The sequence below is a fragment of the Vibrio sp. E150_018 genome (assembly GCF_053544035.1).
The window spans coordinates 43,872-58,178 of record NZ_JBHGNY010000011.1 but is presented as its reverse complement, the minus strand read 5'-3'; the positions used below and the strand labels follow the sequence as shown (position 1 = coordinate 58,178).

The window sequence follows — 14,307 nt, the reverse complement described above, 5'->3', positions numbered from 1 at the left end:
TTTGTAGGCTATTTTTGCTCTACTTTATAATTTTTTAACTTAAATCGTACTTGCTTGCCTTTGCTCATCACAAATGGTTCACCACAAGCTCTATTTATCATTAATTGATTTATTATTAATTCACACTGATACGTAACGATGCGCTAATCGCAAATGGCGTTAAGGTTGCAGCCCCCAATAACATCGCCCCTAGAATCGCGAGTTGGCCTGAATAGCCAAAACCACTAGTGGCAGCTTCAATCGCAGAAGTAGCAAAAATAAGTACCGGAATATACAAAGGTAAAACCAGTAAGCTTAACAGTACGCCACCTTTTTGCAGCCCCACCGTTAACCCAACACCAATCGCACCAATAAAACTCAAGGTCGGTGTACCAAGTAGTAAGGTAATGACCACCGCCAACCAAGTCTGAAAATCTAGCGATAGTAGTATTGCGAGTAATGGACTAATTAAAATTAACGGCAAGCCTGTCAACAACCAATGAGCAATCACTTTAGAGATCACCACCAGTGGTAAAGGAATTGGCAACAGCATTAATTGCTCTAATGCCCCATCGTTAAAGTCATCTCGAAATAAGCGCTCTAAAGATAACAGAGCCGAAAGCAAAGCAGCTACCCAAATAATGCCAGCTGCAATACGCGCTAACAAATTCGGCTCAGGACCAATACTTAAAGGAAACAGCGTAATAACAATGATAAAGAACCATAAAGGGTTAAATACATCAGCTTGACGACGATAAGCAATTAACAACTCGCGGCGAACAATGACCAGCATACTTGAGATCATTATTTACTCTCCCAACCGAATGGTTTTAAGTTGATCCATTTCGGTAAACATATCTTGGTGAGTCGTAAACAATACCATTCCACCCTTTTGTGTATGTTCAACAAACAAAGCTTCAATCACTTTTATGCCTTGCTTATCAATGGCCGTCAGCGGCTCATCTAAAATCCAAAGGGAATGACGACTTAACCATAAGCGCGCGAGTGCGACACGTCGTTGCTGCCCCGCCGATAACTTACCGGCTGGAATATCTTCTTTACCGGCCAAACCAACTTTAGCTAACGCCATCCAAATATCATCTTCTGTGACGCCTATTGAGCCATTTAGTTTCTGATAAAAGGAAAGGTTTTCAAATGCGGTCAGTTCTTTTTTAACGCCAGTTTGATGTCCGATAAACAATAAATCTTGATGAAAAGCATCGCGGTCTATACAAGTTTCAATGCCTTTCCAAAGTACTTTTCCAGCTTCACTATCGCCTAATCCAGTAATAATTCGCAACATAGTCGTTTTGCCCGAACCATTACGTCCCTCAACTTGAACGAGATCACCAGCCGAAACAGAAAAGCTCACTGACTCAAATAATTCTCTGTCATCACGAATCGCTGTTAAATCACGCACTTCCAGCATAAATCTTCATCTATAATTAAATTAAGGGGCACTCATGTTACCACAGGAAAACACTCTCGGAAGAGTTAACATGTAAAGCATTTAATGAATGTTCAGATAATCACAAAAATAACAAAAATACAGCTTATTCAGTCAATAAAAACTCAACGTCAAATTACATTACGAGTATAAATCTCTTCTCGATAATAACGGACTGATATAGCATACCCATAACCCCAAAGAGGTATAGTGGTTGTCAACTGAGATTTTAATGATTTGAGTCAAAAAGGTGTTCAAAAGCACACCGGCAAGAAGATAACAATGAGCACGGACATTAACGGTGAGTTTAAAGATAAAATGGGTAAATACCAAAAAGGGCACTTCATTTGGCTAACCGGACAACACGAGCATACTCCCACCACTACTACGGGTTGTTTATGTTTCACCATATCCAATAATGCACTACAATTTACCCAAGGGATCTCAAAGCTATTAGCCCCTATCGGGCAATTTATTAAATTCACTTAGTCTTAGGCAGCAAGGAGTCGCCATAGTATGAAGCTACTAGTGGAGGAAAAACCGACAATTGGTATCAGTGCCTGTGTCGCCGGAGAGCAAGTGCGCTTTGATAAAGGACACAAACGCTCTGATTTCTGTATGAGTCAACTCGCCCCTTTTGTTCACTACCAAACCTTTTGCCCAGAAGTGGCGATTGGCTTGCCGGTCCCTCGCCCTACTATTCGTCAGGTTCAACTAAGTGATGGCATACATGTCAGTCGTCCTGATGGCGATGGTGATGTCACACAAGACTTAACCGAATACGGTCAAACCGTTGCTAGTCAAATCGAGCACCTTAGCGGCTTTATCTTTTGTCAAAAAAGCCCTAGCTGTGGTATGGAAAGAGTTAAGGTTTATCAAGAAGACGGTAAAGGCAGCACCGCCTCTGGCATAGGCTTATTCGCCAAGCAAATCATGATGCAGAACCCAAACCTACCTTGTGAAGAAAATGGCCGTTTAATGGACCCCGCACTACGCGAGAATTTCATGATCCGAGTGTTCACTTATCGACATTGGCAAGATTTATTATCCTCTGGCCTGACTAAACACAAACTGATTGAGTTTCATAGCGAACGTAAGTACTTACTAATGAGCCACCACCTGATTAGCTATAAAGAAACTGGCCGTCTCCTTGCTCGTGCCGACCTCGAACTAGAGGAGATGGCACAACAATACATCTCGTTGTTAATGTCTGGCTTAAAGCATGTAGCAACGCATAAAAGCCACACCAATACGCTGCAACACCTGCAAGGCTACTTCAAAAAAGTGCTCACCAAACAGCAAAAAAGTGAACTATCCACTCATATTAATGACTTCCGAGCAGGGTTAGTTCCTCTACTAGTACCGCTAACTTTGATCAATCACTATCTAAAAGAATTTCCCCAACAATATTTAGCGGCTCAAGTGTATTTATCACCCTATCCACAAGAGCTGAAATTACGTTACATCTAAAATTGTTATTCTGCTCTATATAAAATTCATAAGCAAAAGGTAAGCCATGAATCTTGTTTGGTTTCGCAATGATCTAAGAATCGACGATAACCCAGCCTTATACCACGCGATTGCCGCGGGTCAGCCATTTCACGCTTTGTTTATTTCTACGCCTTCACAATGGCAAACGCATGATATGGCACCAATAAAAATTGATTTGATTGAAAGACATGTCAACTTGCTGTCTGAGCAACTCGGCCAACGTGGCATTCATTTTAAACACATTGAAGCCAGCGATTTTGCCGAGCAAGCACAAGCGCTCATCGCATATTGTCAGCAGCAAAACATCGAGACCATTTTTGCCACCCAAGAAGTTGAATTTAACGAGCAGCAGCGCGACCAAGCCTTGTTAGATGATGGCCTACCCTTAACTTTGTTTGAAGCTGACGTCATTGTATCTAAAGGAGCCGTTCTCAATGGTCGGAATGAAATGTACAAAGTATTTACGCCATTTAAAAAAGCGTGGGCAAGTTCATTAGAAAGAGCCCATGCCGCGCCTTTACAAATTTCCTTGCCATCATTAAAACCTGTTAGCAACCCTGCCATTACGTTTAACGCTACTAAGCAAGATTCTACCAAGTGGCCTTTGGCGAATACCGTATTGCAGCAAGTGCTTCCGAATTTTCTAACCATTAAATACCAAGACTACCATCAAGACCGAGACTACCCGGCGATAAAAGGAACCTCCGGTTTATCCCCCTATTTAGCCATTGGTGCAATCAGTGCAAAACGCGTGTTTGCCGAACTCTCTCACCATTACCCCAATACTCTGGAAATGATTTCACAGCCGCACGGGAGTTGGCTCAACGAATTAGCGTGGCGTGATTTTTATCGTCATTTACTACACCACTTTCCAAAGCTCAATAAGCATCATAATTTCAATGACAAATATGACCATTTGCCTTGGCCCAATTCGCCTCAATTATTAGCCGCCTGGCAACAAGCCAAAACTGGTTATCCAATTGTCGATGCCGCAATGAGGCAGTTAGTACAAACCGGTTGGATGCATAATCGCTTAAGAATGATTGTCGCGAGCTTTCTCACCAAGCATTGCCTAGTGGATTGGCGACTAGGTGAAAAATTTTTCATGCAACACTTAATTGATGGCGATCTCAGTGCCAATAACGGCGGTTGGCAATGGGCGGCAGGCACAGGTTGTGATGCTCAGCCCTACTTTCGAATATTTAACCCCATCACTCAAAGTGAAAAATATGATCCAGATGGCAGCTTCATCCGTAAGTATTTACCAGAGTTAGAAAATGTACCTTTGAAACACCTACATTTTCCACACGAATATATAAAACAAAACAATATTGATACTTATTGGCCAGCCATTGTCGACCATCCAACCGCAAGACAACAAGCATTAAATTTCTATAAAGCAGAATAGAAGATCGATAAAGGGACAAGACATGATGCTGGCTTCGGAACGGATTTCCAGCCTTATTATTTACAACTTTATAGAAACCTACCAAACACTTAATAAAGACCATTTGTATTTATTAGCAGAGATCTATGATTCGTCAATCGAATTTCAAAATCCACTATACCAAATTAGTGGCCTAGATAGCCTTCATTGCGACTTTGAAAAACGGTAATGGGCGAAAGGTAATCGTGAGCGATATGCTTAAACTGATTAATCTCGCCCAAGCATACTGGCACTTTTAACGGCTTGTAGATCTTCATCTAAGGACAACGCTATCTGACTACGTTTTAATGAAAGCTCAACATGACGTTTCGCTGCCGCTTTCATTTTATCATCGCCAACCATGCACAACGCAGTCAGTGCTTTTTGTAAATGAATTTCACGAATTAATTAAAGAGTTAAGGAAGACATTAAGCAATTAAAATTCATCAAGAATTGAACTTGTGAACAAAAAAACAACGCTTGTGCAGCATTCAGCTGTAGAAAACTATATGAGTATTGGATTATCTAGTTAAAATCCGTATTATTCTCAAGGTTAGTCTTTTGGTCCCCATAGCTCAGCTGGATAGAGCGTCCCCCTCCTAAGGGGAAGGCCGTAGGTTCGACTCCTACTGGGGACGCCATAAGACATGAAAAACCACCAAAAAAAGACCTGCCACCGAAGCAACAAGCCTTTCATTTAATATATACCCAATTAATCAGCTACGATACTGTTTCATCCTCAACTGAATCATCTTCATCGCTCCCTAAGAACCCACCAGTTTGGTGTGCCCAAAGTTGTGCGTAAATACCGCCTTGTGACAATAGCTCTTGATGCGAGCCTTGCTCCAAAATTTCACCTTGATCAAGTACGATTAAGCGATCCATTGCCGCAATGGTGGATAAACGGTGTGCAATCGCGATAACGGTTTTACCTTCCATCAATTCATATAAGCTTTCTTGAATCGCGGCTTCGACTTCTGAATCAAGTGCTGATGTGGCTTCATCCATAATTAAGATTGGTGCATCTTTTAACAACACGCGAGAAATCGCGATACGTTGACGTTGACCACCAGACAATTTCACCCCACGTTCACCCACTTGAGCATCGTAGCCTACGTTGCCAAAAGTATCGGTTAAGCTTTCAATAAACTCATGCGCATGAGCTTGCTTGGTTGCCGCAAGAAGTTCTTCTTCTGTCGCATCAGGACGACCATATAGAATATTCTCACGAATCGTGCGGTGCAATAACGAGGTATCTTGCGTGATCATACCAATCTTGCCGCGCAGCGAGTCTTGTTGAACTTTAGAAATGTCTTGGCCATCAATACGGATCGTGCCACTTTCCAAATCATAAAAACGCAGCAGTAGGTTAACCAGTGTCGATTTACCCGCACCTGAACGCCCGACTAAACCAACCTTTTCACCCGGCTTAATATTCAAGTTCAAATCAGTGATCACAGCTTTGTTTGATTCCCCATAGTGGAAGCTGATCTTATCAAATTCAATTTGACCTTTATCGACTTTAAGTGCTGGCGCATTTTCAACATCTTGAGTGACTACTGGTTTAGAAAGCGTATTCATGCCATCGACTACGGTACCGATATTTTCAAAAATGGCGCTGATTTCCCACATAATCCATTTCGACATACCTTGAATACGCAAAGCTAAGCTGATCGCCACCGCAATGGCACCAACGGTGATCATGCTGTTCATCCATAAGCCAATAGACAGAGCGGCTACCGAGAAAAGCAGCATGTAATTAAGCATGTCAATACTGAATAAGAACACGGTTGCGAGACGCATTTGCGCGTACACTGTTTTCAAAAATGACTTCATGCCTTTTTCTGCATAGTCCGTTTCACGGTTAGTGTGTGAGAACAGTTTCACCGTCGCAATATTGGTATAACTATCAACGATACGGCCAGTCATTAATGAACGTGCATCAGCCTGTTCAGTGGCAATTCGCTTCATTTTTGGAACAAAATAAACCTGAGTCAGAACATAAGCCACTAGCCAAACAAATACCGGAACCATCAGCCATAAATCAGCCTGCGCCATTAATACAAACATCGACACAAAATAGACAGTGATATAAACCAGCATATCGGCGAACTTCATCACTGTTTCACGGATAGCGAGCGACGTTTGCATCACTTTAGTGGCAATTCGCCCGGCAAAATCATCTTGGTAGAAAGTCACACTTTGATTGAGTAGGTACCGGTGCGCTAACCAACGAATCGACATTGGGAAGTTACCTAGTAACGTTTGGTGCATGATCATCGAGTGGAAGAAGCCAATTACAGGAATCACCACAACAATCACCAAACCCATACCGATAATGCGCATGCCCTCTGCATCCCATAATGTTTCTGGGGTATGAGTTGAAAGCATATCTACAATCGAACCCATGAAGCCCATCAACGAGACTTCAATAATGGCGATACACGCACTCAAAATCGACATAAATAGAATAGGTAATAAAAAATCACGGCTGTAATGCATGCAAAAAGCAAACAAGGTACTCGGCGGAGTGTTGACTGTATCTTTAGGAAAAGGTTTCGTTAAACCTTCAAAAAACTTGAACATAAAGTAGTTCCATTCAGAAATGAGACGTTCAAAAATTAAATCGAGTGAAACTCAATAAAGACATGTGCTACCGACTAATGCCACAGTAGAAATGTGCCGCTATCATAAAGGGAAAATGGTTAATTTCCCACCCCCTATTGATATCGGTCATGATCTACTTTCCTTTATTCATGATTTTGCAAATAAACTCTAGGCAGAACCTATAAAAATGAATACAATTCTAAACAATAATGATTATCAATTAATGAAACAATGGATTGATTTATGTCTTTCACTTTGAACCCTACTTCACAAGCCGTTTCTCACATTATGAAACCTGCTCTTGGACTTTCTTTAGCCCTTATCGCTCTCCCTTCTTTTGCTGAAGAAAAAGCTACAACAGAAAATTTAGATACCATCACAGTAACCGCTTCAGCATTAAAAGTTGAGACACCACTCGCCGAAACTCCGCGCAGTGTATCCGTGATCGATGAAGAGCAACTATCTGTTCAACAACCAACAAAATTAGACGAAGTCTTGCGTTATCAACCAGGTGTTATGACTCAACCGTATGGTTCTGATAATGATACCGATTGGTTTAAAATCCGTGGTTTTGATGCCGCAACTTATTTAGATGGAAATCGCCTTTATCAAGTAGGCTACTACGTTTGGACATTGGAGCCTTACGGTCTAGAACAAGTTGAAGTATTAAAAGGTCCTGCTGCGATCTTATATGGTGAAGCGCCTCCAGGTGGTGTAGTTAATGCTGTAAGCAAACACCCTGGGTATACAGAAGGTGGAGAATTACAACTCCAAGCAGGTACGAACAATCAGCAACAAGTTGGCGTCGATGTCACAAGCTTTGTTGATCAAGATGGTGATGTTCGTTTTCGTTTAGTCGGTATGATGAGCCACCGTGATGGTACTCTAGATGAAACTTACACCGACCGTGTTTATCTTGCTCCTAGCCTAGCCTGGGATATCAGCCCTGATACCAATATCACTTTCCTTGCCTCTTATAAAAAAGATGATGGCGTACCGACTAACCCATTTAAACCCGCTTACGGCACCTTGATTGATACGCCACAAGGTAAGCTCGACCCAAGCACCAATTTAGGTGAGCCTGATTATGATAAAAATGAAAATGAACAGTTCTCTCTTGCTTACGAATTAGAACATCACTTTAATGACATTTGGCAATTCAAGCAAAACACTCGTTATGCCCATACAGATTTACTATTACGTAGCACTTACGCTTTCGGCAGTGAAACAAGTGCCGATCTATCAAGAGGGATCATCTATCGAAATGGTTCAACTGATTCCTATAGTATGGATAACCAAACTATCGCTAATTGGAGCACATCTAGAACAGATAATACTTTCTTATTTGGCATTGATTTACAGCACTATCAAAATGACAGTATGGAAGCAGATGATTGGGGGGTAGCTTGGGGGGGGACTACTGGTAGTATCAACGCATTCAACCCGGAATATGGCAATTATCAACCTATTGATGACCGTGCTACCCCTGTTGATATCACTAAGGATCAAGCAGGATTTTATGCTCAACAACAAATTAAATTAGATAATAAGTGGATTATGAAAGTCGGTGGTCGTTATGACATCGTACGTCTTCAAAATGACAGTGCTGGTACCAAAGAAGATTTGCATAATACCAACTTTGCTTTAAGTGGTGGTCTTATGTATGTCAGTGATTTCGGTGTAACACCATACATTAGCTACGATGAATCCTTTGAAGTTCTGGCCTCCGTTGATCCGACAACAGGAAAAGCCTACAAACCACTTGAAGGACAACAAACAGAAGCGGGTTTCAAATATGAGCCAAGCTTTATCAATGGCTACTTTAATCTCGCTTGGTTCAATATTACTCAGAAAAATGGCCTGGTCACAACTCAAAGTGTCGCTACACAAAGCGGTGAATTAACCTCTCAAGGTGTTGAGTTTGATGCTGTCGTATATGTGACCGAAGATTTACTCGCAAAAGCAAACTATACCTATACAGATGCTAAAACAGATATGAGTGCGGATAGCGATCCCATTCGTACCCCACTCATTCCTCGTCATATGGCATCATCTTGGTTAGAGTATGATTTTAGCCACTTAGGTTTAGATAGCTTTGTTCTTGGTGCAGGTGTTCGCTATATGGGTAGTTCTGTTGGACACGATTCTACTGGTGTTGGAATACTCAATGTTCCAAGTGTCACCTTATTCGACGCCATGGCTCGCTACGACATTACACCTAAATGGCGTGCGCAAGTTAATGTTAATAATGTGACTGATAAAAAGTACGTTTCTAGCTGTGATTACTACTGTTACTACGGTGAAGAATTGACCGCTACCGCTACTATTAACTATACGTGGTAACGAAACACCTTAAACGCACTAGGGCTATTGAGTTCAATGGCCCTAGTTTTTGTTTTCTAGTACCCAATAAATAACCCCAGAGAAAAAGATGTTCAAACTCAACCAAGTTCGTGTTCACCGAAATAATCGCGATATTTTATCGATTGATGAACTTTCCATTCCGAGTGATGGATTGACGGTTATGCTGGGCCATAATGGTAGCGGTAAATCGACACTGGTTAACCTGCTTTCAGGACAATCGAAAGCCGACTCTGGACAAGTGACACTCAACGAGACTGAAATTTCAACTTTTTCTCAAAAACAATTAGCCAAAGAAATTGCTTTTTTACCGCAAAAATTGCCAGATGTTGCAGGGCTTACGGTGCAAGAATTGGTACGCTTAGGTCGTTTCCCTTGGCGTGGTGTGTTTGGTCGTTGGCAAAATGATGATGAGAAAATTATTGTCGAAGCGATGCAAAAAACTGGCGTTGAACAATATGCTAATAACCTTGCCGATAAACTCTCTGGCGGTGAACGTCAGCGCGCTTGGGTTGCCATGTTATTGGCGCAGCAATCTCCAGTGCTGATCCTCGATGAACCGACCTCTGCCCTCGATATTCATCATCAATACCATTTAATGGATTTGCTACAAGAACTGAATCAGCAAACTGGCTGCGGCATTTTAGTTATCTTACACGATCTGAATTTGGCGCTCCGTTATGCCACTCATATCGTGGCGCTAAAGCAAGGCAAGGTAGCTTTTAGCGGCGCAAAAGAATTACTACTCGATGATCAACGACTAACGGATTTATACGAAACCGATATTCAACTTTTAGATCACCCACAGCAAGATGATCAAAAAATAGCCGTCGTGATTTAAAAGCCCAAAAGATTTACCAATGATCGCTGTTCCCAGAACCTAGGAAACATTTTCAATATGAAAACATTCTTGAAACTATTCTCTTTAATCATAGCGTTATTTAGCCTACCAAGTTTCGCGTCGATTACCGTCACCGATAGTCTAGGTGAACATCAATTAGATAGTCACCCGAAACGTATTGTCGCTTTAAACTGGGATCTCGCTGAACAATTACTCGAACTTGATGTTACTCCCATTGGTGTGCCAAATATCAAAGACTACACCACTTGGGTCGTCAAACCGGCCATTCCTGAATCTGTACAAGATCTCGGCACCCGCGCTGAACCGAATATGCAAAAGCTAGCGGAATTAAAACCAGACCTCATTTTGGCAGCTTCACCACAAAAAGATCTGATCCCTCGTCTGCAGACCATTGCACCAGTGTTGTATTATCAAACCTACAATGCCGATCAAGACAGCGCTAAAGCCGCCATTGAGAATTTCCGCAACATTGCAGTCGTGGTTAACAAAAGCGATTTAGCAGAACAAAAACTCAATACCATGTATCAGCGCTTTGCCGACTTAAAAGTACAACTCGAAACCGCATTTAATGGTGAAATGCCAAGTGTCGCGGCAATGCGCTTTGCTAACCAAACCTCAATTTATTTATATGCGAACAACTCGACTACTGACTACGTGATCCACCAACTCGGTTTAAGCACTGCACTTCCTCAACCAGCTAAAGAATGGGGTATCGTGCAAAAACGAATGACCGACCTACAGCATATTAAAGATGGTTATGTAATCTACTTTGGCCCATTTACCGACGCGCAAAAAGCTCAATTAAATAAATCTATGCTCTGGAAAGCGATGCCATTTGTTCGTAATGGCCATGTTAATGAAGCAGACTCAGTATGGAATTATGGTGGTGCAATGTCGATGTTGTATATTGCAGAATCAATTACCAAAAGTTTGTTGGAAGTAAAGGGTCCCTAGGTTCTAGTCCCTAGATTCGAGTTCCTAGACTCTAGGAAAAGAAATAAGTCGCAGACACACCACTTCACGAAAAATTAAATATAAACACCTAGTTCTTTACGTGCACACTTAGGAACTAGGTACTAGAAACCTAGGAACTCTTGATGCTCCGCTTTCCAACGATTATCACAATTGTCCTCGCATTCGCTATTATCGCGGTCGCTAGCCTACAAATCGCCAATCCACTTACCATTTCTCAACAATGGCATTTATTGATGGGTGCGGAAGCGCAAGAGTTTGCTGATTTCAATTTTGTTTACGCGCAACTTCCTCGTGCGGTGATGGCGATTATCGTAGGTGCGATGCTTGGTTTAGTTGGCAGCTTGATGCAGCAATTAACTCAAAACTCGCTGACTTCCCCACTTACGCTTGGAACTTCTTCTGGTGCTTGGCTGGCTCTCATCGTGGTCAACGTCTGGTTTCCGAATCTTGCTAGCGATTACATGGCACTTTCCGCAATGGTCGGGGCAATGTTTGCGATGGGACTGGTAATTACTATTGCTGGGCCGAAAAACATCACTGGTCTACCGCTTATTTTATCCGGTATGGTCGTCAACATATTGTTTGGCGCAATTGCCACAGCGATTATTTTGCTGAACGACCAATACGCTAAAAATGTATTTATTTGGGGTGCTGGCGATCTTGCGCAAAATGGCTGGGAAATGGTGCAATGGCTCTTCCCTAGACTCTCGGTTGCTCTAGTCTTACTGGTTATCGCGCCACGTATTTTAAATTTAATGCGTTTAGGGCATCAGGGAGCAGCCGCTCGTGGTCTCAATGTTATTCCTTATTTCATTGTTTTGATCGCACTGGGCCTATGGGTAGTTTCCGCTTCGATTACTGCGGTTGGTGTAATTAGCTTTATTGGTTTATTGTCACCTAATATTGCCCGCGCTATTGGTGCAAGAACACCGAAAGCTGAGCTGTATACCAGCATGCTCATTGGTAGTATCGCCCTTCTAGCCACTGACATACTGGCGCTGTTAATTAGCCAATTCACTCAAGAAATGATACCAAGTGGCACAACTGCGGCAGCCATCGGTGCGCCCGCCTTGGTTTGGTTCAGCCGCCGAGCATTAAAAGCACAAGACCAGATCTCCATAAAACTTCCGCCAAGTAAGACGCAGCTTTCAAATTTAGTGATACCCAGCTTAATTATCATGACAAGCGTGATGTTAATTATCAGCGCCACACTATCAATGACAGACAATGGCTTACTCTGGGCGATTCCCGATAGCTTTACGTGGGACTTGCGCTGGCCTCGCTTTGTGACTGCGCTTGCTGCAGGTGTTGCCTTAGCGGCCGCCGGTACTGTATTGCAACGCCTGATTTACAACCCATTAGCGAGCCCTGATATTCTTGGTATTTCCGCTGGCGCAACCTTCGCATTAGTCGGTTCGACCGTATTTTTAGGTACGAATATTTTTGCATCAGGTTCATTCATTGCCTTTGCCGGCAGTATGATTGTACTTGCTGTTCTACTACTTCTAGGGCGTAAAAATCAATTTGCGCCATCGAGTATGATCTTAATTGGTATCGCCATCAGTGCATTAATCGAATCTTTGGTTCAATTTGCACTAGCAAAAGGTACTCAGGATAGTTACACCATTATCGGTTGGCTAGCGGGTTCAACATACCGAGTTTCCGGAAAAAGTGCCATTATGTTAGCGCTTAGCGTCACCGTCATTTTTGCTGCATTAGTCAGCGTTTCTCGGTGGTTAACACTTATTTCTGCAGGCCGCCAATTTGCTTCCGCTCGCGGTTTGAATGTACAAGCTACTAGCGTCATTCTACTTTGTAGTGTCGCTCTACTTTGCGCTTTGGTTACCAGCACCATGGGCCCTGTTGCATTTGTTGGTTTATTAGCACCACATATGGCTGTAATGCTTGGCGCGAAACAAGCACGGTCTCAATTATTAGTTGCTGGGCTTACAGGTGGTTTACTTATGTTAATTGCTGATTGGATTGGGCAGAGCATTTTATTCCCAATGCAAGTGGCAGCGGGTACCGTTGTTTCAATTGTTGGTGGAAGCTACTTCTTACTATTATTAATTAGAGGGCAAAAGAGACATTAATATTCCCGTGATATTTTTTAAAAAAAATCAGGATAAGGTAAGTACCTCAACCCAAATATCACTCTTTTTATGAAAAATAACATACATTTAACAGGGTTTAATTGGTAAATGCTTGTTTTTCATTTATGATTACCCATACTATAAGTGGATGTTGAAGCCATACATAAATAAAATACAACTAGTTGTAATTAAATGTCATCTTCAACTATATTTAGAATCTCTCATTGATGGCTCTAAAGGAATCTGCTTAGTTGTAGAGCTACAAAACGACAACGTTTTATAGTTAAAATCGGAGTAACAATAATGGAAAAAAATATGAAAAAGAATGTTTTAGGAATGGCTTGTGCTCTAGGTCTAATGGCAACACTAGCAGGTTGTAGCTCAAGTGAAGAAGTAGCAGAAGCTCCAACGACTACACAAACTGAAGCGCCAGCACCAGTAATGGCTCCTGTAAGTCTAAGTGCAGACCTACTATTTGATTTCGATTCTGCAAAACTAAAAACAACGGATGAAATTGATCAAGCTGTTAGCCAAGCAACGGCTGCTAACCTAAAATCAATCACTATTGTTGGTCACACTGACAGCGTTGGTACTGAAGAATACAACCAAAAGCTATCTGAAGAGCGTGCTCAAGCAGTTGCAGATTACCTAACGAGTAAAGGTTTTGACGCTAACCTAATGTCAGTAAGCGGTGACGGTGAAATGTCCCCAGTTGCTGACAATAATACTTCTGATGGCCGCGCTAAAAACCGTCGTGCAGACGTAAGCGTGACAATTGAAGTTGAGCAACCTGTTGAAATGCCGACAGATACTATGGCGGAATAATCAAGAGTACGACTCCTCACTATATCTTCTATAAATAGTGAATTCGAGTACACAAAAAGAGTGGAGCCTTCATAGCTCCACCTTTTTATTACATTGAACAGATACCCATTCAAACTTTGAACCAAACTAAAAGAAAATTATTAGCAGGCATTAGAAAAATACGGAGCAATCACATCTAAAATCGGTTGTTTATTTCTCTCACACGATGGTGCATTTTGCTTAGCCATTTATAAAACTCCCC

General features: G+C 42.0%; 12 protein-coding genes and 1 tRNA gene. 9 read left to right on the top strand and 4 right to left on the bottom strand.

Going from position 1 to position 14,307, the window contains the following annotated elements; translation table 11 throughout:
• Nucleotides 1-115: 115 nt before the first annotated feature.
• Together ccmB and ccmA are read right to left on the bottom strand one after the other, a co-directional pair.
• The gene (ccmB, locus tag ACE3G9_RS11670) at nt 116-784 is read right to left on the bottom strand and encodes a heme exporter protein CcmB (RefSeq protein WP_417881060.1); all 669 of its coding nucleotides are present in this window, start codon (nt 782-784) and stop codon (nt 116-118) included.
• A 3-nt stretch (nt 785-787) separates the two neighbouring features.
• Nucleotides 788-1,408: a cytochrome c biogenesis heme-transporting ATPase CcmA gene (ccmA, locus tag ACE3G9_RS11665; protein WP_449219207.1), complete on the bottom strand. Its 621-nt coding sequence runs from the start codon at nt 1,406-1,408 to the stop codon at nt 788-790.
• A 300-nt stretch (nt 1,409-1,708) separates the two neighbouring features.
• Here ccmA and ACE3G9_RS11660 point away from each other — a divergent pair, with 300 nt between their 5' ends.
• From ACE3G9_RS11660 to phrB, 3 genes are read left to right on the top strand one after another with little or no spacing between them, the layout of a single operon-like run.
• Nucleotides 1,709-1,915, top strand: coding sequence for a hypothetical protein (locus tag ACE3G9_RS11660; protein WP_449219206.1), 207 nt, complete (start codon nt 1,709-1,711; stop codon nt 1,913-1,915).
• A gap of 39 nt (nt 1,916-1,954) precedes the next feature.
• On the top strand, nt 1,955-2,896 hold the full coding sequence (locus ACE3G9_RS11655) for a YbgA family protein (RefSeq protein WP_449219245.1): 942 nt from the start codon (nt 1,955-1,957) through the stop codon (nt 2,894-2,896).
• Nucleotides 2,897-2,942: 46 nt separating this feature from the next.
• Nucleotides 2,943-4,325: a deoxyribodipyrimidine photo-lyase gene (gene phrB, locus ACE3G9_RS11650; protein WP_449219205.1), complete on the top strand. Its 1,383-nt coding sequence runs from the start codon at nt 2,943-2,945 to the stop codon at nt 4,323-4,325.
• Nucleotides 4,326-4,571: 246 nt separating this feature from the next.
• Here phrB and ACE3G9_RS11645 read toward each other — a convergent pair whose 3' ends face one another.
• Nucleotides 4,572-4,706, bottom strand: coding sequence for a hypothetical protein (locus ACE3G9_RS11645; protein WP_449219204.1), 135 nt, complete (start codon nt 4,704-4,706; stop codon nt 4,572-4,574).
• 201 nt (nt 4,707-4,907) lie between these two features.
• Here ACE3G9_RS11645 and ACE3G9_RS11640 point away from each other — a divergent pair.
• Nucleotides 4,908-4,984, top strand: a tRNA-Arg gene (locus tag ACE3G9_RS11640).
• Nucleotides 4,985-5,063: 79 nt separating this feature from the next.
• Here the strand turns inward: ACE3G9_RS11640 and ACE3G9_RS11635 are convergent.
• Nucleotides 5,064-6,929 carry an ABC transporter ATP-binding protein gene (locus ACE3G9_RS11635; RefSeq protein WP_417881054.1) on the bottom strand — a complete coding sequence of 622 codons (1,866 nt, stop codon included), beginning with the start codon at nt 6,927-6,929 and terminating at the stop codon, nt 5,064-5,066.
• A 264-nt stretch (nt 6,930-7,193) separates the two neighbouring features.
• On the opposite strand from ACE3G9_RS11635, the gene ACE3G9_RS11630 reads away from it, so the two are divergent.
• The 5 genes from ACE3G9_RS11630 (at nt 7,194) to ACE3G9_RS11610 (ending at nt 14,066) form a co-directional block, all read left to right on the top strand.
• Nucleotides 7,194-9,293 carry a TonB-dependent siderophore receptor gene (locus ACE3G9_RS11630; protein WP_449219203.1) on the top strand — a complete coding sequence of 700 codons (2,100 nt, stop codon included), beginning with the start codon at nt 7,194-7,196 and terminating at the stop codon, nt 9,291-9,293.
• Between the two features lie 88 nt (nt 9,294-9,381).
• Complete coding sequence (locus tag ACE3G9_RS11625; protein ID WP_449219202.1) at nt 9,382-10,152, top strand: ABC transporter ATP-binding protein; 771 nt, start codon at nt 9,382-9,384, stop codon at nt 10,150-10,152.
• A 57-nt stretch (nt 10,153-10,209) separates the two neighbouring features.
• On the top strand, nt 10,210-11,127 hold the full coding sequence (locus ACE3G9_RS11620) for an iron-siderophore ABC transporter substrate-binding protein (protein WP_449219201.1): 918 nt from the start codon (nt 10,210-10,212) through the stop codon (nt 11,125-11,127).
• A 143-nt stretch (nt 11,128-11,270) separates the two neighbouring features.
• Nucleotides 11,271-13,241: a Fe(3+)-hydroxamate ABC transporter permease FhuB gene (fhuB, locus tag ACE3G9_RS11615; RefSeq protein WP_449219200.1), complete on the top strand. Its 1,971-nt coding sequence runs from the start codon at nt 11,271-11,273 to the stop codon at nt 13,239-13,241.
• 315 nt (nt 13,242-13,556) lie between these two features.
• Entirely contained in the window at nt 13,557-14,066 is a 510-nt protein-coding gene (locus tag ACE3G9_RS11610; RefSeq protein ID WP_417881049.1) for an OmpA family protein, read from the top strand.
• Nucleotides 14,067-14,307: the final 241 nt, after the last annotated feature.